Genomic DNA, 25,426 nt, shown 5'->3' with positions numbered 1-25,426 from the left:
ATATCATGACGACCAGCAGCATACTAGAAAGTACATCCTACGGGGCACTCAATGCAAATGCGCAAGCTGCTGTACGCCGTCTTTTCGAGCAATTGGAAAGAGGGGAAAAACTTGATTTTGCAATGAAAGATGTATTCCACAAACGAAATGAGCTACGCGGCTCAATAGACATTTACGAAAGCCGGGTCAATCGTTTAAACCCTGCTATTTTTCCTTACCTAAGCGATGCAAAACGCAAAGCGTTAGAACAGGATCTTAATTTTGCTTTTTATCTTTTCTCCGCGCAGTTTTTTTTGGATGAAGCCGAACACCGCCGCCAAAATCATGCCAGCCACTACGCACGCATCAAGCTTTGTGCGGATTTGCTCTTTAAGCTGCGGGCCGCGAAAGAGAAAAAAAACCCGGAAACCATTTTGCAAGAAGCGGCTGATGGTGACAAATTATTAAAATATTTAGGCCTCACACACATCGCCCCTGTTATCGTCGCGCAAGTGGATGATTTACTCAATACCAAAAATCCCAAGGCACAATGGGAAGCAACGCTTAAGGAAAATCTCGAAGATTTGAGCAATGCCGGCACCAAAGATACGAAAGACGCCATGCGTGCCGTGAATGAGCGCCGCCTCTATTGGGTGTGGGGCGGGACTTTCCTTTGGACCGTGCTTGATTTATTGCCGGCAAATTTTGCCAACAAGCTGCAGACTGAAGAAGTATTGACAAAAATTTCGCCCATCACAGGCTATATGAGCTGGCTTTTATACTACACCCGCTTTGGCATTGAACTGGGGTTGCTGCTGAAACACACCATCAAAGGCCCCTGGATGAGTGACGCAGAACAAAAAATGAGTGTTAATGAGTTATTTAAAACGCAGTGGGAACAACGCAAATTTGCCCTGCTCAACGATTCAATCTGGGCTACTGTAAATTTAGTGACTTTTTTCTGGCTGACCGGCAAAGGCATGGCGGGTTATGCCGGCAATGTGCTCACTGCAGGTTTATTATTAGTCGATGCAGCCTTGGTTTCCTGGAGCTTTTACGAAGAAAGCACGCGGCATAACGCCAATATATTACGCTACCAACGCGATATAGTGGCAATTGAGAAAAAACTAAAAAATGAAGCATTCACCAATGAACATGCCGCTCTTCAAGAACAACTTAACCAATTAAAAGCTGATAAAAAAGCATGCGAATTTAATTGGAAATATGAAAAAATAAAACTTGCCACGGGTTTGACTTATTCTGTGGCTTTATTGGCTGCGTTTATCGTCTTTGCTGCTTTCCTGTTTCCTCCCACCGCGATCGCTGCTTCCACTGCTTTAATTTTTGCCATAGTTGGGGCTGCCCTTTGTTTCAGCCTTAATGTCATCAGTGCTGCCATCACCAGTTCCTGCGACATTGCCAAGGCATGGGAACTTAGCAAGCCGCCGACTGACAAAGAATTTGCAGACATCATGCAGAAATTTAAGGAGGGTGACGAGGATTGTAAAAAACTCATCTACCTGGAGCTCAAGGAAAGGCGGGCAGAAACGGAATATCAAGCCCGCGTGGTTCGCTATCAAACCTTGCAATTGATACGTGCAATCTTCATTGATGCACTCATCCCGCCCCTGGTATTTGTTTCATTCACCTTTCTGCCATTGGGGGGAGGAATTGCTGTATTGGCCTTGGGGTTAGCGTTGGCAATTGCCTCACAGCTCATCCTCAAGCAATTTCAACCCAAGGAAGCTGAATTTCCTGAGTTTAATCAAGAAGAATATGAAGTCTTTGCACAGCATAAAACCTGGGATTCGCTGCAAACCAGAGAAAAACCCTCTTATTCTGCTAAGTTTTTTGATGGCCGCAAAAAAAATGACGAGGAAGAGCCGCCACTGCCTAGCGAATTAGGCTATCAGCAAAATTAAACCAGGATTTACTCTAAGAATAACTACGGCCGGATGCATTCAGCATCCGGTTCTGGCACTATACCTTGGCCTCAAGGCTGAATTTAACGCTCCCAGCTATGGCTTGCCGACTGCCCGGGCGCTGAGAATACTTTGACCACTATGCGTTCAATACGGTGGCGTTCTAACTCTGCCGTATCTTTAATCAACTCATTAATAAACCAGCGTGATAATTCTTCCACGGTGATATTGGCTAAAGGCATTAGCGTGACGTCTTCTTTAAGAAAAGGAATTTTTTTATGATTGAAGGTAAAATAATAATATTCATCATCTTCGGCATACTGTAAAAAAGGCGAGAATTGCGGCATCAGAAAAGTCTGGTTGAGTTGGCGGCAGAGTTCATGGATGCGTTTTTTATAATAACGGTAATCAAACGTCATGCCATTATCTTCAACCCAAGTGGTTAGTGCCAGATAAACCCCATACATATGCCCATGCAAGGGTTCGCGCTCGGTAGCTGAAAAAATGGTAGTATGGCCTGCAGAAAATTTCATGGATTCTTTCTGCAATTCCACGGTGGTTAAATATTTCCCCATCACAAACTCGCTCGTTTATCGTGCAATTGAAATCCGTGCAAATCCATATCCATGTTTTTTGTTAATGCCATCACTTTAAACAATTCCCCCATTTCACTTTCCTGCAATAATTGTTTGGCTGCTTGCTGGGCTTTAAAGCGCGCACGCTCATCAGGAATAGAAGCAAGCAAGCTTAACAAACCGTTAGCCAGTAAAAAAGATGCCTGATTAGTATAGCCTGCCACGTGAAAGCCTGCTGCATACGCAGCTTCTGCTACATGGGTAAAATCCACATGCGCCGTGATGTCTTCCTCGCCCGGATGTGCCAATGGGTTGGCATGCGCTTGGTGCCGGTAATGGCACATTAAAGTCCCTTGCCTACGCTCGGGGTGGTAATATTCATGCTGTGGAAAACCATAATCAAAAATGAAAAAAGCGCCGGCAGCAAGCATAGCTGAGCAATGGCAAAACCAAGCGTCTAAAAATAAATTCGCCTCCGATTGATAAGGATACAGGCCAGGCGGCAAAACAGCACGGGCACGCGCCAACAAACGCTCATTTTCACAAGGCTTATAAATCTCAGCAAGCCTGCCTTCTGCATCAAGGCGAATATAACTTTCCAATAGCCCGTCTGCTGTTTGCATGAAACGGTGCACAGGCATGGCGTCCAATACTTCATTGGCAATGATCACGCCTGTAAACGGTTTGTGCGGCCATTGCGACAACCACTCCACCCTGGAAGCCAGATGCGGAATTTCGGTATGGATCAATGTTTCCTGCCGTTGGCGCAGCGTACCGCTTACCTCCAAAATATAATAAGCTTCAGGCAAACTGTTTAAGTGTTGCAAATGCTTTAAAATATCCACGCATAAACGCCCGGATCCTGCTCCAAACTCAAATAAGACAGGAGTATCTAAGGTATCCAGCACTTGCTGGCATTGGTTCGCCAGTGTTTGTCCGAATAACGGCGTTAATTCAGGCGCGGTTATAAAATCTCCCGCTACGCCAAATTTTTGCAGTCCGGAACTGTAATAACCTTGCCCTGGTGCATATAATGCGTATTGCATGAATTCAACAAAAGGTATTTCGCCCTGCTGGCGTAGACGTTGGCAAAGAGATTCGAGCAAATTCATAATTGTTATCTAAAATAAAAACAATAATTGGTTTTAATTAACACAATTGAGGGAGAGAACCATACCTTGAATCCGCTAAATACACAAGCGCCCGTCGCTTTAATCACGGGTAGCGCGCGGCGAATTGGAGCCACCATTGCTGAATATTTGCATGGTGCAGGTTATCAAGTAGTGATTCATTACCGGCATGCAAAAGAGGACGCTTGTGCACTAACACAACGGTTAAATCAAGCACGGTTAAATAGTGCGTTTGCATTATGTGGCGATTTAACCCATCCGGGTGTATGCGAGAAACTAGTGCAAGAAACCATTGCATGGGCAAAACGGCTGGATTTATTAGTAAACAATGCATCTTTGTTTCTGCGCACAGATATTACCAAACCTGACGAACAAGACTGGCACAACTTGTTTATGGCCAATGTGCACGCTCCATTTTGGCTTAGTAAAAGTGCATACCCTTATCTTGCAGAGCAAAAAGGCTGCATCATCAACATTACGGATTTGCATGCGACAAAACCTTTAAAAGACTATGCAATCTATTGCCAAAGCAAGGCCGCTTTTGCCATGCAAACTAAAGTTTTGGCACGTGAGTTTGCGCCGGATGTACGCGTTAATGCTGTAGCACCGGGTGCTATTGCTTGGCCGGAAGGCGAGAATCAACTGTCTAAAGCCATACAAGAAAAAATCATCGCGCAAACGCCGCTAAAAAAACATGGAGAACCTCTCTATATTGCCCAAGCATTACTCGCACTGGCGCAAAATCCTTTTGTGACCGGTGAAACCTTGCACGTAGATGGCGGCCGGCATTTGCTGTAATTTTTAAGTAATGGAGTTTTTATGGAAAAACAATTTTTAAGCCCGCTGGAATTATTAAACATTGCTACTCAACATGCTTATTGCGCTGAATATTTGCTAAAAAGCAACGGCGAAATTCCCATTGATGAACAATTAAGCGTGGATGCATTATTGCCTGTGATTTCCCTAATCCATATTGCTTTTGAGTTAACTCTGAAAGCTTATTTAATGCACGATCACCGCAATGGCAAGCAATTTAAAAACCTAGAGGAATTACTTGAGCTTAACCAACATTTGGGTCTTTCCAAACAAGAAAAGCAGCTGCTCACGCTGCTTGCCCGTCAACAAGCATTCCGCAAAGGTTCAGATTACCAATTGTGGGAAAATCGCCAGCAGCTGCATGTATTTTGCGAACAACTCATGAGCTTGTACGTACGCCTGCAGGAATTGATGCCGCTTGAACTGCAAAGCGATTATAACAGTTAATATGCCGCAACTCTTCCACATTCGAATATCCGAATTTCAACCTTAACTACAATGTGAAATGATCCACTCCGCAACTGAAAATTGATCCATTTTTAACGACGATGTTTTATCCAAGAGACAGGAGCAATTATCAAAAAATAGAGGATATAACTACACATGCACTATGATAATGCCTAAGAAGGGCAAGCTATCATGAAAGTATTTTTTATAATTATATTTGCTGGATACTCTAATTGTTTTGCAGCAAATGAAATTTGGTTGCAAGATACTGATTGTAAAATTCTCAGCGGCGATGGCTATTCAGTGAAAGTAGCTAAGGGATCGCTCATCACGTCTATATGCAAAAAAGAAAATATTGTAATAACTTGTTCCAATACTTCAAGCGACGGCACCATGTATAATAAAAAGCCTTCGGCAATTAATAATTATATTGATAATGATTTTGTGTTTTGGAAGCCACTTCTTTTGCAGGGGTGGTTCTGCTTAATTTAAGAAATAAACGATATTTGGCTACAGGTACTTATTTTATTGGAGGAAAGCTTTTAAATAAATATTGTGTTGGTGAAATTAAAATTAGAAAAATATTGCGAAAAAACATTAGCTCTTTTCGAGCGTATTGATATCACTGGGTAACTCTTGTTATTTGCACCCCCAACTCTAAACAACCATCGGAATAAGTTTGTAGCTGACAAATGATAAGAGCGCTGATTGTGCATAAGTTGACTCCATTTTTGCCTAATAACAAAATTCTACGGCGTTTATTTGTTTGATACAGTCCATAAAGGTAAGCAAGCTTCCTTACGTACCGTTTGCCGAATAGATTAGAACGCATTGGTGATGGCAGGCTAAAATCAAAACGCCCGCCTGCACACATAGGCAAATCATCCGCTTTAACGGCATGGAGGGAGCCAGTCTGTATTGACTACTGCAACCATAAAAAAAGACTGCTTTATTCAAGCAACCACTTTGTCGCCCAGTGGTTTCGCCATTCCTTGTTTAAACTGCCCCCAGGTCAAAACGCGGGCAATTTGCTGATTGGGGCTTAAATATAAAATCCCGCTTTTTTCGTTAACACCTAAAGCAGGGAACAAGAGTAATTGATTTAATTGGGTGGCTAAAGCATAACTATCCATGCCTAGGGCATATAAACGATTGTAGCTGTTAAACTGTTCCGGCCAGTTTTTATTCCCTGAATGGTGTGTAAAAACCCAAGGCATATCACAAAAAATGATCCCGTTTAAATCCCTATCTTTTAATGCATTGATACTGCCGGCATAAACGCTTGAAGTCGAATAAACCGGCACATCTCCTGCATAGTAATATTTTAACAGGGGCATAATTTGCCGGGCCTTGCTAGGATAAGCCAGGAGAAAAATCATATCAAAATCCTGCCTGCGCATGGGTACTCCTTCAAGGTTGCGCCCGAATAAACGCTGCAAATTTTTTTTCCGCGCCTCTCCCTGGGTAATGCGTAGAAATTCACGAACCGAATTGTCTAAATCTTCCTTCGGCTGGTAATGCCAGGTATCCACCACGCGCCCACCGCTAGCTCGCCATTGGTTCATGAAAGCCAAGGATACTTCATCACCCCAAGTTCCTGCAGGGGCGATGATTAAAGCCCGGCTGTGGCCTTGTTTTCGGGCTTTAACTGCCACTTGTTTAGCTTCATTACTGGGAGAAAGTCCGAATTGATACACGTTATTTTTAGCGGATCCATTGTAATCATTCAGCAATAAAGTAGGGACCGGATGCTCAAGCCCCCCTACTATTGCCACATCTGCCTTGGTCAAAGGGCCGACGATGTAATCTGCTCCTTCATCCACCGCTTGTTCATAAAGCGTCGTTATGTTTGCAGAATGGGTGTTATAAACTTTTATTTTTGTATTCTGTCCCTTCCCTGCCGCGTGAGCTGCCATGAACCCATCCCGAATTGCGTTTCCAGGACCTGCCAAGGGACCCGTGGTCGGCAGCAACAATGCAACTTGTCTTGGCGATGCAAGCAAACGCTCTTCACTACGATGTAGGGGAAAAATCCTATTGGCAGGGTGCTCTGGGTATTGCGCTTGCCAATGCCTTATGTCAGCGGCCATAACCTGCGGATCACGGTAATTCTTGCGTGAAATCAAAGCCAGCTGCATCCACCCTTTTAATTCGGAACCATCCGCAGTTTCTATAGCCAATGTGTTAAGCTCAGCTACAGGCAATGTCGTCAACGTCAGCCATAATGCACGCAAATTATTAGCCTGCGATTTTACATCAGGAAGTAATTGGCCGAGCTTGATGCGTTCTGCTACCGATTCCACGGCATTGCCACTGGATTGATAAGCTTGTGCCAATACATCGTGAAATTGTGCCTGATAATAGACAGGTAGTGAATTTACCGTGCTTACTGCCGCCAAACGGCGAATTGCCGAGCGTGGCTCATCTTTCGCCAAATCTATTTTCGCCAGTAATATGTTCCTTTCACGCTGTGATGAGGGCGTTGTGTCGTGCATTCGTGCTAGAATTGCATTTGCCTGCTTTAACTGACCATCATGAATTAAACGGCCTGCGGCCATTAAATAATAGGATTGCTGTTCATCTCCTGCATGATTTTTGCCCAAAGCAAGATATGCGTCAGCAGGCAGTGTGTAGGGGTTGGCTATTGCCAGGGTTTCTTGAAGAGTTTCCTGCGGCGGGTTACTGTTTGATACCTGCGTGCAATTTGCCAAGGCAAGCACACAAACCAATATAATCAACTTAAATGAGGGAATATTTGACCGCATGAAACTTCCAAGGCTAGTTGAATATTTACAAGAACCACAGGTGACATGGCTTACCATGCAAAATACGGGCTCATAAATAAAAAATAGAGAGGATAAACCATGACCGCCAGTTCAGCAACCACTCCAGGAACTCTCTATGTGGTGGCCACTCCCATCGGAAACCGCGACGACATCAGTGTACATGCCCTGCATGTTTTGCAAGCAGTTGATGCCATTTTGGCTGAAGACACCCGCCATTCACAACCATTGCTGGCTACCCTGGGCATTAAAAAACCCTTGATTTCCATGCACGCACACAATGAGACTAAAAAATGCGAAGGCATTGTTGCTGAATTACTTGCCGGCAGAACATTTGCCCTCATTAGCGATGCAGGCACTCCCTTAATTAGCGATCCAGGGTTTCCTTTAGTGCGCTTGGCACGGGAAAAACAAATTGCCGTGGTTCCAATTCCTGGAGCCTGCGCATTAATTGCGGCACTCTCAGCTGCTGGCGTCCCCTGCGACACGTTTACTTTTGCAGGATTCTTGCCCGCAAAACAAACAGCAAGGCTTGCGCGTCTGGCGGCTTTAAGCAAGCTTACGCATACATTGGTTTTTTATGAATCAACGCATCGCATTAAAGACAGTGTTGCCGATCTCATGCAAGTACTTGGAGCATCTTGTGAATTGGTTTTAGCGAAAGAATTAACCAAAACATTTGAAACCTTTGTCACAGGAAGCTGCGAGCAAATCTTACGCTGGTTAACCGAAAATCCTGCCCATTGCAAAGGTGAATTTGTCTTGATTGTTCCGCCTCGTGCAACAATAGAAAATATGGAAGTACAGCACCACGTTTTACGGATACTGCTTGCAGAACTCCCGCTTAAACAAGCAGTCAAGTTGGCATGTGAAATCACCAATGGCAATAAAAATGAGCTCTATAAAATAGCCCTGCAGTGGTCACGTACTCCCTAACCATTCCTATACTTAAATTAGCAGAAATAAAGCCAAGGATAGGCATATGCTTTTAGTGAAAAACCAACTTAAGCAAGCTATGGCAAGCAAAAATACAGTTTCTTTCATCTATAAGGGCAAGCCACGCACTGTAGAACCGTATCATTACGGACAGTTAGGGGGGAAAGAGCAATTGCATTGCTATCAAATTCGTGGGGAAAGTAATTCCCGCGTGCCGGAATGGAAGAATTTTATGCTTGCTAAAATTCAGCAATTAACCGTAAATTTTCAGGAGCATTTTACCATCCGCAACAGTTATAAGCCCAGCAACTCACACTACACAACCATTACGCAGGCTGTGCACACATCTCATGAAGGCTAGGCTCTGTTGGGTCAAGTGAACCTAGCCCCGACCTTATAAAGAAAGCACGGGTTGCGACTCAGCTTCCCCTGTTTTTATCAAGTTCAAATACCCTTTACTGCATTCGTAAGCAATATAAACCGCGGTAAATATCAAGGCAACTTGCCAGGATATAGCCAATAAAGACATGATAAACAAAGGCATGGCAGTATTTTTAACCATGCTCCATAAAAATTCATCGCGCGCCTCAGCGACCTCGGCTTCCATTTTATTTTTTTGCGCTGCCGTCAAATCGACCTGCTGCGCTTTCAGCACTTTTTCTTGATAAGAACCATATAAATCCGCCGACAGATACATGGAAATCGCCAGAGTGCATACGAGAAAACAAACTGGCGTAGCAGCGGGAATTGCAAGAAGCAAGGAAGCAGAAAAACCACTCATTAGTAAAATTGCAGCAACAATATTAAAGTTAAAGCTCGCCTGCTGCGCCTGCCAACTGATTTCCAATTGGGCGGCTTGTTCCTTTACCATAATGCAATATGCTTCATCGTCACTGTTTTCTTCAATTTCCAGGCGATATTGTTCTTTTTTAGTCAAATAATCCTGTTCGGCCAGATGACGGCGGTAAGCCAGCAAAGCAACATCAAAAAATAAAAACCCTGCTGTAAGCCAATTGGCTACAGGAGCTGAAATATTAAAATAACCGGCAAAATTGGATGTCAAATTAACCATGGCCCATACAGAATCATTAAGAAAAACAGCATGCCGTTTTTTTAACTCATCTTGAAAGCGCGCCAATAGTCCGCGTTTTTCTGCTTCTGCCGGAATAAACACGTGCTTGCACATCATCGCGGCATTAATGACAAAACGTGCCACAAACAAACCTACGCTTAGTACGTTAAACACTGGGTTGGCTTTATTTAAACGAGAGAGCATGCCATCGACATCGGTATGTCCACCGAAAAAAGCATCCCACTTATCAAACCATTCCATGCTGCGGGCAAAGTTAATCGTTTGCGCAACCGTAATTCGCGAAAAAGTAATCTGTAAACGGGTGATGTTGCTGAATGCAACCCAATCTCTTATTTTTGAAATGTGCAAAGGGGTACTTATTAACTCGGATAAATCGCTGCCGATTTTTTTCTTGAATTCTTTAAAAAATTCTTCCTCAACGACATGTGGTGGCGAATTTTCTCCGCTCAAATATTGAATTTGTGCACATAAAGCTTGGTATTTTTTCACTTCGGCTTGCTTACCGTACGCCTGATAATAAGATTCAAGCATGGCGCAACAGTAATAACAATAAAACCAGTAAGTTTGCCGGTTTTTGGAATTTTTTTTAAGGCTTTCTAATAAATTACTCCATTCTTGCTCGAGTAATAACCGGTGGGTTGCCAGAAAATCATAACTGGCCACAGCGGCCATTTCTTTTGCAGCCGGGAGGTCTCGTGGCGGATTCGTAAAAAAAGCTCTTTTATTTTCGAGATATGGCCGGTACGCAAACTCAACCATAATAACCCCTCCCAATTAAACAAAAAATTAACAAAAAGACAAAAATAATACCTTACAGCGAGTTGTAAATGAGATCAATAGATTTTGTGTGTATTTTTTTCATGGTGGTTTTATAAAGGCAAATTGAAAAATACAGGAACGGTATGTTTTATCAGGAAAATGATAATTTATTGAATTATTGTTTATTTACCGATACAAAAGCTTGAGAAAATTTTGCCTAACAAGTCGTCGGAGGTAAACTCGCCGGTGATTTCACACAAGGCCTGGTGTGCTAAACGTAAATCTTCTGCCAGTAATTCCCCGGCCTTATGCAGGGTAAGTTGTTCTTGGCCAGTGCACAAGAAATTAAGCGCTGCATCCAGTGCTTGCAAGTGCCTCCTGCGTGCTAAAAACTGGCCTTCTTCCGCATGGTAGCCGACCATTTCTTTGATTTTTTCTTTAAGAACAATCAATCCTTCCCCGGTTTTAGCCGAAATATATACGGCGTCAGCCTCGCTTTTAATTTTACCGGATTGATCAATCTTATTATAAACGCGAAGAATTGGTACTTGTGCCGGCAAAGCCTTGCGGATTTCAGCATCCAAGCGCGCCACTTCATGCTGTACTTCGTTTGCATCGATAACGAAAAGCACACAATCGGCACGCTCTACTTCATCCCAGGCGCGCCGGATCCCTTCTTTTTCCACAGGATCATCACTCTCGCGCAACCCGGCTGTGTCAATTAAATGGACTGGAATATCATCCAATAAAACATGTTCACGCATGACATCGCGGGTGGTGCCAGCAATATCGGTTACGATGGCAACTTCCTTCCCCGAAAGCGCATTGATTAATGTCGATTTACCAGCATTCGGGCGTCCGGCAATCACCACCGATAAACCTTCGCGCAAAATAACGCCTTGGGCGGCATTTTTCTTGATGGATACCAATTCCTGAATTACTCTTGCCAACTGTGCGGCAATTTTGCCATCGCTTAGGAAATCAATTTCCTCTTCCGGAAAATCAATAGCAGCTTCAACATAAAGACGTAATTGAATCAATTGTTCGTTTAAGTTATGGATTCTGGCAGAAAATTCTCCTTGCAATGAGCGCATTGCCAAACGCGCGGCAGTTTCGGAAGTTGCGTGAATCAAATCAGCAATGGCTTCTGCCTGGGTCAAATCAATTTTATTATTAAGAAAAGCGCGTTCAGAAAATTCTCCGGGTTTTGCCAGGCGTGCACCCAATGCGGCACACACGGCAACCAATTTATCCAATACAATGGGAGCGCCATGCCCTTGTAACTCCACTACATCATCACCGGTAAAGGAATGTGGCGCCTTAAAATAAATGGCAATGCCTTGGTCAATGATTTGGCTGGATTGGTCGTGGAATGTGCAATAAACAGCCAGACGCGGCGGCATGTTTTTTTGTTTCGTAATGGATTGAGCAATCGTACAGGCCAGGGGGCCCGAAAGACGCACTATCCCTACCCCGCCCCGTCCGGGCGGAGTAGCGACAGCAACAATGGTATCTACCATCATTTTGATTTGACAGCCGCCAGTTTTTTAGTCGGCTTATCATCACTGTATTTGCGAGTGATATACCACTGCTGCAGAATGGACAGCGTATTGTTCACAATCCAATACAACACTAAACCTGCAGGGAAGCTCCAAAATAAAGCCGTGAATAAAACCGGTAAAAACATCATAATCCGGGCTTGCATGGGATCCGGCGGTGCAGGGTTCAATTTTTGCTGCACCAACATCGTAGCTCCCATAATGATGGGCAATACGTGGTAGGGATCCGCTGCAGCCAAATCATTAATCCATAAAATGAATGGCGCCTGACGTAATTCCACGCTTTCCAACAATACCCAGTACAATGCGATGAACACGGGGATTTGGATTAAAATCGGTAAACAACCGCCTAATGGATTTACCTTTTCCTGCCGGTACAACTCCATCGTAGCTTGGCTTAATTTTGCTTTATCATCGCCATAACGTTCACGCAATGCAGTTAGCTTAGGTTGTAATTTTCGCATGTTGGCCATCGATTTATAGCTGGTAGCTGATAAACGATAAAAAGCCAGCTTAATCAATACCGTCACTAAAACAATAGACCAGCCCCAATTGCCGACGAACGAATAAATTGCTTTCATCAATGAAAACAGCAGTGAAGATAAAAACCACAACCAGCCATAATCTACCGTGAGTTCAAGACCGGGAGAAATGGTTTTTAAAACTGCGGTATCTTCAGGACCTATATACAGTTTAGAACTTATGGAAGCATTTTCCCCAGATGCCACCTGGATCGGTTGGCTCACCGTACCAATGGTATAATCACCAGAAGCAGCACGGGTGTAAAAGCGGTTTTTACCAGCTGCATCAGGTACCCAGGCACTTAAAAAATAATGTTGCTGCATGGCAATCCAACCGCCTTGAGCTTCCGTATCCAGATTGTTTTTAGTCATGTCCTTAAATGTGACCTTTTGATAACGATGCTGGCCAGGACTTGAATAGGATGCGCCGGTGAATGATCCTATGTGGAACATGCTGGATTTATCTTCCTTAGGCGAACTGCGCAACAATTGGGTATTCATATACCCTTTCCAGCTGTCGGCGGAATGGTTTTGCACTTCATAACGCACTTCAATAAGGTAGCTGTCTTTGGTGAAAATAAATTCTTTTTTCACCTCTAACCCTGCAGACGTTTTCCCCAGCAAAGTAACAGTCAGTTGCTGTTCATCCGGGGACATTTTGTATTCTTGTTTTTCAGCAGTAAAATTTAAATCCACATTCTTTATCGTTTGTCCGCTTACGGTAAACAGACTGCTGTTAGCCACATAACGTTCTTCTGGATTATTTTGCAATAAGGTAAACGGCTTATCTTTTTGCTCAACGCTAACCGGATAATCCAGTAGTTGTGCATGTACAATATCTCCATGTTGCAAATCGATGGCCAAATCAAGGACATCAGTCTTCACCTTAATGATTTTGCCCTGTTCAGTGTCTTGTACTGGAGAGGTTGCAACGGTTTGTGCTTCACTGCCAGGCATGGAGGGAAGCAGCGGATCATTAGCCGTATTGCCCTGCAATCCATCAATCGGAGCCGAATGGACGGCAGGAGGTGGATAATCAGCCTGCCAGCTGGTCCACAATGAATAAAGCACCAATATCAGTGCTGAAAATAATATAATGCGTCGAATATCCATTAAAACTTCTCTTCTTTATCAGGTAATACAGGATCGTAGCCTCCAGCAGACCACGGGTTGCATCTTAACAAACGCCAGCAGGCTAACCGTAATCCCTTGCCAATGCCAAATGTCTCAATAGCCGTTAGGGCATATTGAGAACAACTTGGATAAAAACGGCAACAAGGTCTTAAGAATGGACTTAGAATATAGCGGTAAAGCTTAATCGGAAAGCAAATTATGTTTTGCATAAAGCGGATAATTTGTCCCATGCCTTACCTAATTTGGTGGTTATGATTGAATTGTCCACATTGCCAACACCATGCCTACCTAATACGACTATGTCAATGGCGGGTAACTGCCTGGTACGAAAGGTTTCACGTACAATACGTTTCAAGCGATTTCTGTCATGGGCTTTAGCAACCACTTTTTTTGAAAGTGCCAACCCAAGCCGCGCCTGACCCACTGTGTTTTCACAATATAAAAAAATAAATTCAGACGTTACCAGTTTTTTTGCTTGTTTAAAAACACAATCATAATCGCTTTTTTTCAATAAGCGTCGTGTTTGATTAAAACAATACACCCTTAAGCAGATAAACGTTTACGGCCTTTTGCACGGCGGCGTTTCAGCACCAATCGGCCAGTCCGTGTTGCCATACGGGCACGAAAGCCGTGATCACGTTTGCGCTTAAGATTGCTGGGTTGGAAAGTACGTTTCATGATGAACCTGTCATTAATTTTTTCAAGGCGGCAATGATAGAAAACTTTATATCAACTGTCAAACACTTGCCATGGCTGCTCAGAAGCTGGATGCGTACCGACGTTAAGTTGCATTGGCTAGGTCGCATCCTCTTTTACAAATTTTTATCGAAATGGATGCACGTAATCATAATAAATTAAAAAATGATTTATTTTTTATTTGTTATATAGCAGATTTTTTCTGTGCATAAGTAAAAAAAACTAAATAAATTAAATAAGTTACACAAATGGTTAGCTGTTTGAAAACTCTGTTTTAAGAAGGGAATATATCGGGGAAAGTTCTTTAAATTGGCATCATGGCTCCCTATATACACGTCTTTTACAACACTTTAATGAAGAGTTATCCACAATTTTTATTAAACACTATACGTTTTTACTTATTTGAAATGTTTTCGCCTTAAATTTTTTTTCTGCTGCTTATTTTTAGAAAAATTCCAGATCCTATAATTAAAACAAAATTATTTAATTTTTTATTTATATTGATTATTAGCAAATTTTTTTATGTGGATTTGTTTTTAATTTATTTTTAAATCAAATAGTTAATTAAAAATATTCCCTGTTGATAAATCCTGATTTCAGTGGCTAACAAGATCTGCATAAGAGCCCAACAAGCAGTTTTTGCAAATTTATGCTGATGTTATCCAACTTGTTATTTCAATCTTATCCACGGAATTATCTATACGTAGTTGAGTTTGTTTCGTTATAATCCTCTCTTTGCAATTTTATTGTGATTATTCTTTAGCTGGTTTGCTTAAGTCAGAAAAGCTATTGATTTACTGTTATGGTTTGTACTTGCCCATGAGGTCGATTCAATGGCACTATTTAAGATGGTTACTTGGTTATAGCGGTCAAAATGATTTAAGCCCACCTGTTGCACCATCATGTTGAGCTTTTAAAAACAAACCCAGTTTTGTCTATGCATAAATCATTTTGAAATGGTGTACGGTTTCCTTTTGCCAAAGCCTAGAATTTTGAGGAGTTACCTGTGTCTGCAAATGTTTGGCAGAAATGTTTGGAGTTGTTACAAGAAGAATATCCTGCTCAGCAATTTAATACATGGTTACGTCCATTACAGGCTGAAGCAGAAGAAAATACCTTGTTGCTTCTAGCTCCTAATCGTTTCGTGGTTGATTGGGTGAAAAAACATTTTTATTCCCGTATCAAAGAGTTGGTATCCCAGTTGAGTGCTGATGCCATTAAATTGGTTAGCATTGAAATTGGTAGCAGAGTGGCTACAACTCCTCTTCCCGGCGGTGATATGCCTTCTTCCATTCCAGTAAGCGGAGAAGCTTTAAGGGAAGCTGCAAGCCCTAAGGCAGGCAGTAAAAAATCTGCGGATCATTATAAAAACAGTTACTTGAACAAAAAATTTGTATTTGACAGTTTTGTTGAAGGAAATTCCAACCAGTTGGCTAAGGCTGCTGCCTTGCAAGTAGCTGAACGGCCAGGAGATGCTTACAATCCACTATTTATTTATGGTGGGGTAGGACTTGGTAAAACACATTTGATGCACGCAATCGGCAATACCATCCTTAAAAATAACCCTGAGGCTAAAGTTCTTTATCTGCATTCAGAACGGTTTGTGGCCGATATGGTTAAGGCATTGCAAACAAATACCATCAATGAATTCAAACGTTTCTACCGCTCTTTGAATGCCTTGCTGATTGATGACATTCAATTTTTTGCAGATAAAGATCGTTCGCAAGAAGAATTTTTCCATACATTTAATGCATTATTGGAAGGTCAGCAGCAAATTATTTTAACCAGTGATCGTTATCCAAAAGAAATTGAAGGAGTTGAGGAACGGCTTAAATCGCGATTTGGTTGGGGATTAACCGTAGCGGTGGAACCTCCTGAATTGGAAACACGCGTAGCCATTCTCATCAGCAAGGCCGAACTTGCAAACATTGAATTGCCATATGAGGTTGCCTTCTTCATAGCCAAACGCATCCGCTCCAATGTGCGTGAACTGGAGGGAGCATTAAGGCGGGTTATTGCCAATGCCCATTTCACTGGTAAACCGATTACGATTGAGTTTGTAAGCGATGCATTGCGTGATCTATTGGCACTGCAAGATAAATTGGTCACCATAGAAAACATCCAAAAAACCGTGGCTGAGTATTATAAGGTCAAAGTGGCTGATCTTTTATCTAAACGGCGCAGCCGTTCCATTGCAAGACCAAGACAAATGGCTATGGCGTTAGCTAAGGAACTTACCAACCACAGTTTGCCAGAGATTGGCGATCATTTCGGTGGGCGTGATCACACAACCGTTATCCATGCTTGCCGCAAGGTGAAAGAACTGGTGCAGGAAGCTGGTGATTTTGCTGAAGATTACAAAAATTTGATGCGTACATTATCCTCGTAAATTGAGAAATTTATGTTTGAACTGACTATTAGTAAACAAGAGTTATTATCTCCTTTGCTCACGGTTGCGGGTGCAGTGGATAAAAAGCAATCGTTAGCTGTTTTGGCTAATATTCTTATCAAGTTGGGTGAAAAAGAACTCTTATTGACCGGCACGGATTTAGAAATAGAGATCACGGCACGTATTCCCTGTAAGTCTAAGGAAGCTGCAGGTGCCATCACGGTACCTGCTAAAAAGATGGTGGATATTATTCGTTCTCTTGAAGACAATGCTCAGCCTATCATTGCCTGCGATGCAGGTGTTGTCACCATTAAAGAAGGCCGCAGTCAATTTAAACTTGCAACACTTCCTGCAGATACTTATCCTAACAGTGAAGACGAGGTAGGCGAAGTTGAATTTTCTCTGCCACGTCTTAAATTAATCCATCTCTTGCAATCCACCCATTTCGCCATGTCGCAACAAGACGTACGCGTATTTTTGAATGGATTGCTGCTGGAGCTGGATGCACAAATGATTACTGCAGTAGCTACCGACGGGCATCGTATGGCTATTTGCCGCCTGCCTTGTGCTGCCGGCAATCAACATCAACGTCTGCTGTTGCCGCGCAAAGGAGTGCAAGAAATGTTGCGTTTGCTTAATAATATTACGGATGAGCAAATTTCCATTTCTGTAGGGAAAAGCCATTTTAAATTAATAACCAGTCAATATACTTTTCTATCCAAACTCATCGAAGCTCGTTTTCCTCCCTATGCCAAAGCCATTCCCAGGGAGCAAGACAAGCAAGTCATTATCGAGCGGGATTTGCTAAAACGTGCTTTATCGCGGATTATTATCCTTGCTCATGAAAAATCACGGGCAGTTCTGCTGCACGTCCAATCATCTCAGCTTACCCTGATTGCCAATAATCAGGAACAGGAAGAAGCTATTGAAACTCTGGAAGCACAGACGCAAGGTGATGAACTAAAAATTGGCATCAATGCCAGTTATTTATTGGATGTGCTGAATCATATCAATGATGGCCAGCTGCGTTTATCGATGACCAATACAGAAAGCAGTATTTTAGTAGAAGACTTGACTGATGAGCATTATCAATACGTCATTATGCCTATGAAGATTTAGCTTGTCTGTTAGCTTACAGGTAGAGTGGAAATAAGTTACTAATTTTTACCTGCAATAGCCAATTTTGTATTGATTATTATCAGTAATTTTTACGGCATGCTTTTTTACTACAGGATCGGTCTAAACTGCGTATAATATTATGAATCTTGTTGTCACGCCTACATTGCAATAACGAATGACTCTAAAACAATTGCATATTCACTCTTTGCGCAATATTGCCCTGCTGCGCCTCGATCTTCATCCTCGCTATAATGTTTTTATAGGAGCAAACGGCAGCGGCAAAACTTCATTGCTTGAAGCCATTTATTTATTAGGGACAGGGCATTCATTTCGCACGCGCGAAATTTCACCATTAATAAACTATGCGCAGTCTAAACTTACCGTGTTTGCGCGTACTGTAAATGAAGAAACGGTCAGTATTTTAAAATCCGTCTCCGGACCAACATTGGTAAAATTGAATCAACAACCTTGTAAAAGTAATAGTGAACTTGCCCGATTTCTCCCCTGCCAAGTTTTTTATCAAGATATTTTCCAAATCATTGATTCAGGGCCTTCCATTCGACGCAGTTTACTGGATTGGGGATTGTTTCACGTGGAACAAAGGTATCATTTGCTTTGGCGTGATTATAAGCGAGTGTTAAAACAAAGAAATGCACTGCTACGACAAAAGCCTACCTATCAACAATGTGTGCCCTGGGATGAACAACTGGTGGGCTTAAGTGAACAGCTACATCAATTGCGCAGCCAGTATTTTTCTGTATGGTCACAAGATTTTCAAACATTGCTTGCGCAACTCAGCGATATACCCTGTAGCATTGAATATCAGAAAGGTTGGGATAAAAAAAATACCGGCGTCTCCCTGGCAACTATTTTAGTGAATCAATTTGAAAGTGACTGTTTGCGTCAATACACCCAGTCTGGTGCACATCAAGCTGATATCATTTTCAATAATCCTCATTTTGCTAAAGTGAAACAAACTTTTTCACGTGGACAGCAAAAAATAATTTTGATTGCGCTTAAATTGGCACAAGCCCAATTGCTGGGTAAATCCTGTATTTATCTCATGGATGATTTGATGGCTGAGCTTGATGACATCCATGCACAGCGTTTGTTTCGATGTTTGCAAACCATCCCTGGGCAGTTTTTTTTGACTGCCACGAGTAAAGACTTAATTTCTGCTGGTGCTGCATTGCAAGATTTTCTTTGTTTTTCACTCAATGATGGGAAAGTGTTTCACGTGGAACAATAGAGAAAAAATATCCATATGTGTTACAATTTTGGCCACTTATTGCCGATATCGTTTTTAAAGGAGGCCACATGCCTTTTGCAATTAATTTTTTTGCTGAAATGCGTAATGCATGCGCTAAGCAACAATGCCCGGACAAAAATAAAAATTTTTTCCAGAATTATGCTGACCATTTAAAATTTTTGAGCCTAGAATTTCAGGAAAAAATAAACGCACTATTTGAACAGGAAAATTTAGAGCAAGTATTTAAGATGCTTGCCAATGAAACGCTCGCACGCATCTCCGTATTTGACAAAATTCGTGATGGATATGACTACTTTGATGAAGTTCTTGGGGCAACGGTGGTGCCTGTACTTGCATTGGGAGCATTTGCTGCAGGAATAGGCATAGCCATTTGGCAAGGGATACTTGCGCTTGGCTATACATTAGGAACTAATCCCGCCAATGATGAAACACTTGGCCAAAATGCTGCGGTTGCTTTGATTATAGCAGGCGCATCAATATTATTTGGATTAATAACCTGTATAAAATCCACGTTAAGTTTGGTCACTCGTCCTCTCGTTACGCTTTGTTCGCAAAGCTGGGGCGAGCAAGACAAGGCTCGCTTTTATAATGAGGAAGCTTGTGAAGTACAGCTAGTGAATACGGTAGAAGCTATATCCAATGTCGTTGCAGATGCAGTGAGTTCCATCCCGGATCGGGGCTGCACCATGATGTAAAATTAGCGGTTGCAACGAATCACAGCGTCACATATTGGTAATAGCACGAAGGTAAATGGCTTCTTACCTTCGTCTGCCCTGGTGAATCAATCCTTCGAGAAGAGTTATCATTTTTCTCGCTCATATTGGCTGCGGCTCATACAAACATGTAAACGCTGGCTGAAAGATGATATAATGCATTTATTTTTCGCCCTATATTTTTGGCATGAGGTCACCTTATGAGTGTTGAAACCAGCTACGATTCAACCAGCATCAAAGTTTTAAAAGGATTGGATGCAGTTAGAAAACGACCGGGGATGTATATCGGTGATACCGATGATGGTACCGGTTTGCATCATATGGTTTTTGAAGTAGTTGATAACTCCATTGATGAAGCTCTGGCTGGATATTGCCGGGAAATTCATGTGACCATTCATGCCGATGAATCGATTACTGTAAAAGATGATGGGCGGGGCATTCCGGTAGATATCCATAAAGAAGAAGGCCGCTCAGCGGCAGAAGTCATCATGACCGTACTGCATGCGGGAGGTAAGTTTGATGATAATTCCTATAAGGTTTCCGGCGGTTTGCACGGTGTAGGCGTCTCCGTAGTCAATGCTCTTTCCGAAGAATTGCACTTGTTGATTCGACGCTCAGGCAAGGTGCATGAGCAGCATTACCGTAACGGTGTACCCGATGCGCCATTAGCAGTGACAGGGGAGGCGGATTCAACTGGGACACAAATCTGGTTTAAACCTAGCGCTAATACATTTACCAATATTGAATTTCATTATGATATTTTGGCCAAACGATTGCGCGAATTGTCATTCTTGAATTCCGGTGTATGCATTCATTTGTTTGATGAACGTGCTAATAAACGTGATACGTTTCGCTATGAAGGCGGTATAAAAGCATTTGTGGAGCATTTAAATCGTAATAAAACTCCAATCATTCCCATGGTATTTTCTATGCAGGGCGAGAAAGAAGGCGTCAGTGTGGAGTTGGCTTTGCAATGGAATGATTCTTACCAGGAAAATATTTTTTGTTTTACAAACAATATCCCGCAACGCGATGGTGGTACTCATTTGGCTGGTTTTCGCGGTGCATTGACTCGTACTTTGAATAATTACATCGAAGCAGAGGGTTTTGCTAAAAAAGCTAAAATAACAACCACCGGGGATGATGCGCGCGAAGGGTTAACGGCAGTCTTATCGGTTAAAGTTCCCGATCCTAAGTTTTCTTCGCAAACCAAGGATAAGTTGGTTTCATCCGAAGTAAAACCTGTTGTCGAATCGTTGGTTTCGGAAAAATTACATGATTTCTTACTGGAAAATCCAACAATTGCACGCACCATTGTCGGTAAAATAATCGATGCAGCCCGTGCCCGCGAGGCAGCACGCCGCGCTCGCGATATGACCCGCCGTAAAGGGGCATTGGATGTGGCTGGATTACCAGGTAAATTAGCAGACTGCCAGGAAAAAGATCCAGCATTATCGGAATTGTATATCGTCGAGGGTGATTCTGCGGGAGGTTCTGCAAAACAGGGACGTGATCGCAAATTCCAGGCAATTTTGCCTCTTAAAGGTAAAATTCTCAATGTTGAAAAAGCCCGTTTCGATAAAATGCTTTCCTCACAGGAAGTTGCAACATTAATCACTGCTCTAGGTTGCGGTATAGGTCCCGATGAATATGATCCTGATAAAATTCGCTATCATCGCATCATCATCATGACTGACGCGGATGTAGATGGTTCACATATTCGTACTTTATTATTAACGTTTTTTTATCGTCAAATGCCTGAATTATTGGAAAGAGGTTATATTTACATTGCGCAACCACCACTTTATAAAGTTAAAAATGGCAGGCAGGAGCGTTATGTTAAAGACGATGATGCTTTATATGACTACTTAACCCAAACGGCCCTGGATGGGGCGGAATTTTATCCAAACGCTCATGCCCCTGCAATTAAAGGTGCAGCTTTGGAGGAGTTGGTTAGACAAAGTAGACGCATGGAAAAAATTATTAAGCGTTTCTCCCGCCGCTATCATCCTGAAATTCTTAAAAATCTTGCTTACCTGCCTTTGCTCACCCAGGAAGATTTCAATCACCGTGAACGGGTTGAATATTGGGTTAAGCAGCTTCAAGCTCGTTTACAGGAAGCGGATGCAAAATTACAGAAATTTACTGTAGATGTTTGTCTTCATCAAGAGAGCGATCATTATTTGCCAAGAGTAATGGTTATCCAGCATGGAATGGAGCATGAAATTTTATTGAGCATGGAGCTCTTTTTATCCAAAGATTGCAAGGAGTTGATAAAATTAGGTGGTAATTTGCACAGTATTGTGGAAGAAGGAGCTTATATCCAGCGCGGCGATAAGGTAAAAGCTATCCAAAATTTTGCCGAGGCACTACATTGGCTTATGGAAGAAGCAAAACGTGGTCAATCCATCCAAAGATATAAAGGTCTTGGAGAAATGAACCCTGAGCAATTATGGGAAACCACCATGGATCCTGCCGTAAGAAATATGATGCAAGTAACCATTGAAGATGCAGTGGGCGCAGATGAAATTTTTACAACGTTGATGGGCGATCAAGTTGAACCAAGACGTGAATTCATTGAAGCCAATGCATTGGAAGCGGAAAACATCGACGTATAAAAGAGGTTATGGTAAGGGAGAGATAAAGAGGGCATGGTATTTATAAAAAACCGCATCCTTGCGGTATAACTGCGGCTCTATCCCTAAGTGACTCCTTGTCAGACTCTCCCTGTCAATCCTTGGTGTAAGTATAACTTTTTTGCAGAGTGTGTCATGACAGCGAGTTCTTATTGTTTTGTAAGAAATATCTCAAAAAATAAAAATTAATTAACAGACTCGCTAAAAGATGAGCACCAGCTTTAACCAATTAGACACCTAAACGACTCAAGCTTTTTACCACGGACTTTTGCACTTTTACCTTTAAAGTCGCAATGGTACTTAAGAAAACCAGACTGCCAAATTGCTTAAATAATTTTAATACACTGATTTTTTTAGCCGTAGACCAACCTACAAAAAAAGCAGGAATCAGCAGGGCCAGAAACAAGGCGCGGTTTGACTTAAACCAATAAATTGCGCCTGCTTTGTGCTTATTCGCTTCGTGTCGTTGTTGTTGCAAGGTTTGTTCCAGCTTTTCGATAGCTGAGATCAGCTCCTTTCGTGTCGTCATCATCCCCATCCTGAGTGGCTAAAAACTTACGGGTTTTTGCAAAACTCATATTTTTTAAATTGAATAATAGATATTTCAGCAAAAGGGCCAGCACAATAAGATTGAATATAAATACGCAAGAGAGGGCTACCATGATGCTGTCATACAAATAAGTAACTCCGTAACCCAATATGACCATTAAAGTAAGCCACGCTGAAATCACAATGATAAACAGTAGAACCAGGGTTACCAGAAGCGGGAATATGCTCATCCCAGCCAACCTTGTTTCCAGCTTTACCAGTCTAAGCACACCTTTGGCGATGTGGACTTTACTGGAAACAAGGCTTAAAAGCTCATCAAGAACATTCATTTTATTTTCTTAGCAAGGCAGATAATAAGAATCCTACGCCCGCAGCAATCAGCACCGAAGTCATTGGATTTTTACGCACTTTTTCCAGAACTTCATCTGAATATTCTTTAACGTTTTTTTGAGCGTCCTGTACCTTATTCAACCCTTCTTCATAAAGCTCGCTGGCCAGCTTTTTACCTTCCTGAATTAATTCGCTGGCAGCATCCGTGACATTCGCTGTTCTGGAATCAAAAGATTGTTTTTTCTTTTCAAAATTATCCATGTTCATATTCCTTTATTTAGTTCATCGACAATGCAACGCCTTCAGAACATGCGGCGCGGTTTTAATTTAAAAGAGCAAAATAAGCTCCTATATAAAAACAATAGGTTGCATTCCATATAAGTCAAGTTAAGCAATCAATTTCCGTTGCAAAAATGTTGCGAGACTGTCGCTAAAGTTTTATTTGCCAAGGACGATACTTCAAGTAGCTTGTTTCTAAAAAAACATTTAATAATGGGAATAAGCAGTGTTTGGAGCTGGCTCAAAATAAAAATTACAAGGAGTAGCCATGTCAGAGAATCGAGAGTTACAAAAAAGCTTTCTTGAGGAATTAGCTGCGGAAAAAATGCCGGTATCTGTTTTTCTGGTCAATGGAATAAAATTACATGGTATCGTTGACAGTTTTGATGAGCAGGTAATCATGCTAAAAAATTCAGTTACCCAGATGGTTTTTAAGCACGCCATTTCTACGGTTGTGCCATCACGTGCTGTTAAAACCCAATATGGCGAACCGGGCAAAAATATGGCAGACTGAATCATTTTATTGGAATAAGGCGCTGCTTTGTTTGAACGTCCAAAAGGTGGGGAGCGAGCTATTATCGTGCAGCTTGCTCTCCCTGATTTAAATGTAGAAACAGCTTTTGCAGAGTTTAAAGAATTAGCGGCTTCTGCCGATGCTGAAATAGTGGCTACAGTGCGCGGTACACGTGCCGTGCCCGAAGCCAAATACTATGTTGGACTTGGCAAGGCTGAAGAAATCAGCGAGCAGGTTCTTACCCATGCTGCAGATTTAGTTTTGGTAAATCACGAACTCTCGCCTTCGCAAGAGCGAAATTTGGAAAGGCTGCTGCAATGCCGTGTAGTAGATAGAACCGGGTTAATCCTCGATATTTTTGCGCAACGCGCCCGCACTTTTGAAGGCAAGCTGCAGGTAGAACTTGCACAGTTACAACATTTATCAACTCGATTAGTGCGCGGTTGGACTCATCTTGAAAGACAGAAAGGTGGCATAGGCTTGCGTGGCCCCGGAGAAAAACAATTAGAAACAGACCGGCGGTTATTGCGCGAAAGAATTAAAGTCATACGCAAGCGTTTGGAAAAAGTGCGCCAAAATAGAGATCAAGTCAGGAAGGCAAGACAAAAGGCAGCTATGCCTACAATTTCCCTGGTCGGATACACGAATGCGGGTAAATCTTCTCTGTTTAATGCTTTGACTGGTGCGGAAATCTATGCAGCGGATAAATTATTTGCGACGCTGGATCCCACGATGCGCAAGCTCGAATTGCCGGGCAGTGCCGCAGCTATGCTTACCGATACAGTGGGATTTATCCGCGACTTGCCGCATCAATTGGTGGATGCTTTTCATGCGACACTTGAGGAGACGAAAGAAGCTGATTTGCTGCTGCATGTAATCGATGTGGCTGATCCCAACTGGCGTGAGCATGTGAATGCAGTGGAATCTGTATTAAAGGAAATTGGTGCCGATAAGATTAAACGCATTTTAGTGTTTAATAAGATTGATTTACAAAAAAATTGGCAACCCCAAATCGATTGCCAAGATGATTATTGCAAGGTATGGGTCTCTGCTGCCACAGGGGCGGGCCTTGAATTGCTACGCGAAGTAATTGCACAACAATTACATGGCTCGGTCACTGAAGAAGAAATTTTTATAGCTTCTGATGAGGCAAAATTGCGTGCGCAGCTATACGCTGCGGGTGCAGTTTTACAAGAAGAAATATTAGAAGGGGGATGGCGCTTATTTATTCGGCTTAGTGCTGAAGAAAAACAGCGTTTGTTTCGCAAGCAGTAAGC

General features: G+C 42.3%; 25 protein-coding genes. 13 read left to right on the top strand and 12 right to left on the bottom strand.

Annotation, left to right across the window (positions count from 1 at the left end; genetic code table 11):
* Nucleotides 1-5: 5 nt before the first annotated feature.
* On the top strand, nt 6-1,901 hold the full coding sequence (locus ELY11_RS00730; protein WP_127032311.1) for a hypothetical protein: 1,896 nt from the start codon (nt 6-8) through the stop codon (nt 1,899-1,901).
* 83 nt (nt 1,902-1,984) lie between these two features.
* On the opposite strand, the gene ELY11_RS00725 is transcribed toward ELY11_RS00730, so the two are convergent.
* Complete coding sequence (locus ELY11_RS00725) at nt 1,985-2,476, bottom strand: 6-pyruvoyl trahydropterin synthase family protein (protein WP_126953265.1); 492 nt, start codon at nt 2,474-2,476, stop codon at nt 1,985-1,987.
* Complete coding sequence (locus tag ELY11_RS00720) at nt 2,476-3,588, bottom strand: class I SAM-dependent methyltransferase (protein ID WP_127032310.1); 1,113 nt, start codon at nt 3,586-3,588, stop codon at nt 2,476-2,478. Before ELY11_RS00720 ends, ELY11_RS00725 begins: the two co-directional genes overlap by 1 nt.
* A gap of 66 nt (nt 3,589-3,654) precedes the next feature.
* On the opposite strand from ELY11_RS00720, the gene ELY11_RS00715 reads away from it, so the two are divergent.
* The 3 genes from ELY11_RS00715 to ELY11_RS00705 all read left to right on the top strand — a co-directional run bounded on the left by ELY11_RS00715 (nt 3,655) and on the right by ELY11_RS00705 (nt 5,361).
* Nucleotides 3,655-4,404, top strand: a complete 750-nt coding sequence (locus tag ELY11_RS00715; protein WP_126953263.1) for a pteridine reductase — start codon at nt 3,655-3,657, stop codon at nt 4,402-4,404.
* A 21-nt stretch (nt 4,405-4,425) separates the two neighbouring features.
* On the top strand, nt 4,426-4,869 hold the full coding sequence (locus tag ELY11_RS00710; protein WP_126953262.1) for a hypothetical protein: 444 nt from the start codon (nt 4,426-4,428) through the stop codon (nt 4,867-4,869).
* A 192-nt stretch (nt 4,870-5,061) separates the two neighbouring features.
* Nucleotides 5,062-5,361: a hypothetical protein gene (locus tag ELY11_RS00705; RefSeq protein WP_126953261.1), complete on the top strand. Its 300-nt coding sequence runs from the start codon at nt 5,062-5,064 to the stop codon at nt 5,359-5,361.
* Nucleotides 5,362-5,822: 461 nt separating this feature from the next.
* On the opposite strand, the gene ELY11_RS00700 is transcribed toward ELY11_RS00705, so the two are convergent.
* On the bottom strand, nt 5,823-7,634 hold the full coding sequence (locus ELY11_RS00700) for a penicillin-binding protein activator (protein ID WP_127032309.1): 1,812 nt from the start codon (nt 7,632-7,634) through the stop codon (nt 5,823-5,825).
* Between the two features lie 99 nt (nt 7,635-7,733).
* Here ELY11_RS00700 and rsmI point away from each other — a divergent pair, with 99 nt between their 5' ends.
* Complete coding sequence (rsmI, locus tag ELY11_RS00695) at nt 7,734-8,588, top strand: 16S rRNA (cytidine(1402)-2'-O)-methyltransferase (protein ID WP_127032308.1); 855 nt, start codon at nt 7,734-7,736, stop codon at nt 8,586-8,588.
* 46 nt (nt 8,589-8,634) lie between these two features.
* On the top strand, nt 8,635-8,949 hold the full coding sequence (locus ELY11_RS00690; protein WP_126953258.1) for a WYL domain-containing protein: 315 nt from the start codon (nt 8,635-8,637) through the stop codon (nt 8,947-8,949).
* Between the two features lie 33 nt (nt 8,950-8,982).
* On the opposite strand, the gene ELY11_RS00685 is transcribed toward ELY11_RS00690, so the two are convergent.
* The 6 genes from ELY11_RS00685 to rpmH all read right to left on the bottom strand — a co-directional run bounded on the left by ELY11_RS00685 (nt 8,983) and on the right by rpmH (nt 14,332).
* A complete protein-coding gene (locus ELY11_RS00685) occupies nt 8,983-10,440 on the bottom strand; it encodes a hypothetical protein (RefSeq protein WP_126953257.1) in 1,458 nt (485 codons plus the stop codon).
* 182 nt (nt 10,441-10,622) lie between these two features.
* On the bottom strand, nt 10,623-11,963 hold the full coding sequence (mnmE, locus tag ELY11_RS00680; RefSeq protein ID WP_126953256.1) for a tRNA uridine-5-carboxymethylaminomethyl(34) synthesis GTPase MnmE: 1,341 nt from the start codon (nt 11,961-11,963) through the stop codon (nt 10,623-10,625).
* Entirely contained in the window at nt 11,960-13,633 is a 1,674-nt protein-coding gene (yidC, locus tag ELY11_RS00675) for a membrane protein insertase YidC (protein ID WP_126953255.1), read from the bottom strand. Before yidC ends, mnmE begins: the two co-directional genes overlap by 4 nt.
* Nucleotides 13,633-13,863 (bottom strand): membrane protein insertion efficiency factor YidD, encoded by a 231-nt coding sequence (gene yidD, locus ELY11_RS00670; RefSeq protein WP_456085483.1) that lies wholly within the window; start codon nt 13,861-13,863, stop codon nt 13,633-13,635. Before yidD ends, yidC begins: the two co-directional genes overlap by 1 nt.
* Nucleotides 13,851-14,165, bottom strand: coding sequence for a ribonuclease P protein component (gene rnpA / locus ELY11_RS00665; protein WP_233579533.1), 315 nt, complete (start codon nt 14,163-14,165; stop codon nt 13,851-13,853). The genes yidD and rnpA overlap by 13 nt, the downstream gene beginning before the upstream one ends.
* A gap of 32 nt (nt 14,166-14,197) precedes the next feature.
* A complete protein-coding gene (gene rpmH / locus ELY11_RS00660) occupies nt 14,198-14,332 on the bottom strand; it encodes a 50S ribosomal protein L34 (RefSeq protein ID WP_126953252.1) in 135 nt (44 codons plus the stop codon).
* A 1,024-nt stretch (nt 14,333-15,356) separates the two neighbouring features.
* Here rpmH and dnaA point away from each other — a divergent pair.
* The 5 genes from dnaA (at nt 15,357) to gyrB (ending at nt 22,459) form a co-directional block, all read left to right on the top strand.
* Nucleotides 15,357-16,739 carry a chromosomal replication initiator protein DnaA gene (dnaA, locus tag ELY11_RS00655; RefSeq protein ID WP_127032307.1) on the top strand — a complete coding sequence of 461 codons (1,383 nt, stop codon included), beginning with the start codon at nt 15,357-15,359 and terminating at the stop codon, nt 16,737-16,739.
* Between the two features lie 12 nt (nt 16,740-16,751).
* Entirely contained in the window at nt 16,752-17,858 is a 1,107-nt protein-coding gene (gene dnaN / locus ELY11_RS00650; protein WP_126953250.1) for a DNA polymerase III subunit beta, read from the top strand.
* Between the two features lie 175 nt (nt 17,859-18,033).
* Entirely contained in the window at nt 18,034-19,107 is a 1,074-nt protein-coding gene (recF, locus tag ELY11_RS00645) for a DNA replication/repair protein RecF (RefSeq protein ID WP_126953249.1), read from the top strand.
* A 68-nt stretch (nt 19,108-19,175) separates the two neighbouring features.
* The gene (locus tag ELY11_RS00640) at nt 19,176-19,823 is read left to right on the top strand and encodes a hypothetical protein (protein WP_126953248.1); all 648 of its coding nucleotides are present in this window, start codon (nt 19,176-19,178) and stop codon (nt 19,821-19,823) included.
* A 218-nt stretch (nt 19,824-20,041) separates the two neighbouring features.
* The gene (gene gyrB, locus ELY11_RS00635) at nt 20,042-22,459 is read left to right on the top strand and encodes a DNA topoisomerase (ATP-hydrolyzing) subunit B (RefSeq protein ID WP_127032306.1); all 2,418 of its coding nucleotides are present in this window, start codon (nt 20,042-20,044) and stop codon (nt 22,457-22,459) included.
* Between the two features lie 247 nt (nt 22,460-22,706).
* Here the strand turns inward: gyrB and ELY11_RS00630 are convergent, their stop codons facing one another.
* Genes ELY11_RS00630 through ELY11_RS00620 form a run of 3 tightly spaced genes read right to left on the bottom strand, consistent with a single transcriptional unit; the run spans nt 22,707 to nt 23,617 of the window.
* On the bottom strand, nt 22,707-22,955 hold the full coding sequence (locus tag ELY11_RS00630; RefSeq protein WP_126953246.1) for a hypothetical protein: 249 nt from the start codon (nt 22,953-22,955) through the stop codon (nt 22,707-22,709).
* On the bottom strand, nt 22,927-23,355 hold the full coding sequence (locus tag ELY11_RS00625) for a hypothetical protein (protein WP_127032305.1): 429 nt from the start codon (nt 23,353-23,355) through the stop codon (nt 22,927-22,929). The genes ELY11_RS00630 and ELY11_RS00625 overlap by 29 nt, the downstream gene beginning before the upstream one ends.
* Nucleotide 23,356: 1 nt before the next feature.
* Nucleotides 23,357-23,617 (bottom strand): DUF883 family protein, encoded by a 261-nt coding sequence (locus tag ELY11_RS00620; RefSeq protein WP_127032304.1) that lies wholly within the window; start codon nt 23,615-23,617, stop codon nt 23,357-23,359.
* Nucleotides 23,618-23,903: 286 nt separating this feature from the next.
* Here ELY11_RS00620 and hfq point away from each other — a divergent pair, with 286 nt between their 5' ends.
* Nucleotides 23,904-24,149 (top strand): RNA chaperone Hfq, encoded by a 246-nt coding sequence (hfq, locus tag ELY11_RS00615; RefSeq protein ID WP_127032303.1) that lies wholly within the window; start codon nt 23,904-23,906, stop codon nt 24,147-24,149.
* Nucleotides 24,150-24,176: 27 nt separating this feature from the next.
* Nucleotides 24,177-25,424, top strand: coding sequence for a ribosome rescue GTPase HflX (gene hflX / locus ELY11_RS00610; RefSeq protein ID WP_126953242.1), 1,248 nt, complete (start codon nt 24,177-24,179; stop codon nt 25,422-25,424).
* Nucleotides 25,425-25,426 lie beyond the last annotated feature (2 nt).

Source organism: Legionella septentrionalis, assembly GCF_003989745.1.
Classification (GTDB): Bacteria; Pseudomonadota; Gammaproteobacteria; order Legionellales; family Legionellaceae; genus Legionella_A; species Legionella_A septentrionalis.
This window is presented reverse-complemented; position numbering and strand designations above follow the sequence as displayed.

Coding starts and splice junctions, on each gene's coding strand:
- ELY11_RS00730 (WP_127032311.1), top strand. CDS start 6: ATGACGACCAGCAGCATACTAGAAAGTACATCCTACGGGGCACTCAAT.
- ELY11_RS00725 (WP_126953265.1), bottom strand. CDS start 2,476: ATGGGGAAATATTTAACCACCGTGGAATTGCAGAAAGAATCCATGAAA.
- ELY11_RS00720 (WP_127032310.1), bottom strand. CDS start 3,588: ATGAATTTGCTCGAATCTCTTTGCCAACGTCTACGCCAGCAGGGCGAA.
- ELY11_RS00710 (WP_126953262.1), top strand. CDS start 4,426: ATGGAAAAACAATTTTTAAGCCCGCTGGAATTATTAAACATTGCTACT.
- ELY11_RS00705 (WP_126953261.1), top strand. CDS start 5,062: ATGAAAGTATTTTTTATAATTATATTTGCTGGATACTCTAATTGTTTT.
- ELY11_RS00700 (WP_127032309.1), bottom strand. CDS start 7,634: ATGCGGTCAAATATTCCCTCATTTAAGTTGATTATATTGGTTTGTGTG.
- rsmI (WP_127032308.1), top strand. CDS start 7,734: ATGACCGCCAGTTCAGCAACCACTCCAGGAACTCTCTATGTGGTGGCC.
- ELY11_RS00690 (WP_126953258.1), top strand. CDS start 8,635: ATGCTTTTAGTGAAAAACCAACTTAAGCAAGCTATGGCAAGCAAAAAT.
- ELY11_RS00685 (WP_126953257.1), bottom strand. CDS start 10,440: ATGGTTGAGTTTGCGTACCGGCCATATCTCGAAAATAAAAGAGCTTTT.
- mnmE (WP_126953256.1), bottom strand. CDS start 11,963: ATGATGGTAGATACCATTGTTGCTGTCGCTACTCCGCCCGGACGGGGC.
- yidC (WP_126953255.1), bottom strand. CDS start 13,633: ATGGATATTCGACGCATTATATTATTTTCAGCACTGATATTGGTGCTT.
- yidD (WP_456085483.1), bottom strand. CDS start 13,863: ATGCAAAACATAATTTGCTTTCCGATTAAGCTTTACCGCTATATTCTA.
- rpmH (WP_126953252.1), bottom strand. CDS start 14,332: ATGAAACGTACTTTCCAACCCAGCAATCTTAAGCGCAAACGTGATCAC.
- dnaN (WP_126953250.1), top strand. CDS start 16,752: ATGTTTGAACTGACTATTAGTAAACAAGAGTTATTATCTCCTTTGCTC.
- recF (WP_126953249.1), top strand. CDS start 18,034: ATGACTCTAAAACAATTGCATATTCACTCTTTGCGCAATATTGCCCTG.
- ELY11_RS00640 (WP_126953248.1), top strand. CDS start 19,176: ATGCCTTTTGCAATTAATTTTTTTGCTGAAATGCGTAATGCATGCGCT.
- gyrB (WP_127032306.1), top strand. CDS start 20,042: ATGAGTGTTGAAACCAGCTACGATTCAACCAGCATCAAAGTTTTAAAA.
- ELY11_RS00625 (WP_127032305.1), bottom strand. CDS start 23,355: ATGAATGTTCTTGATGAGCTTTTAAGCCTTGTTTCCAGTAAAGTCCAC.
- ELY11_RS00620 (WP_127032304.1), bottom strand. CDS start 23,617: ATGGATAATTTTGAAAAGAAAAAACAATCTTTTGATTCCAGAACAGCG.
- hfq (WP_127032303.1), top strand. CDS start 23,904: ATGTCAGAGAATCGAGAGTTACAAAAAAGCTTTCTTGAGGAATTAGCT.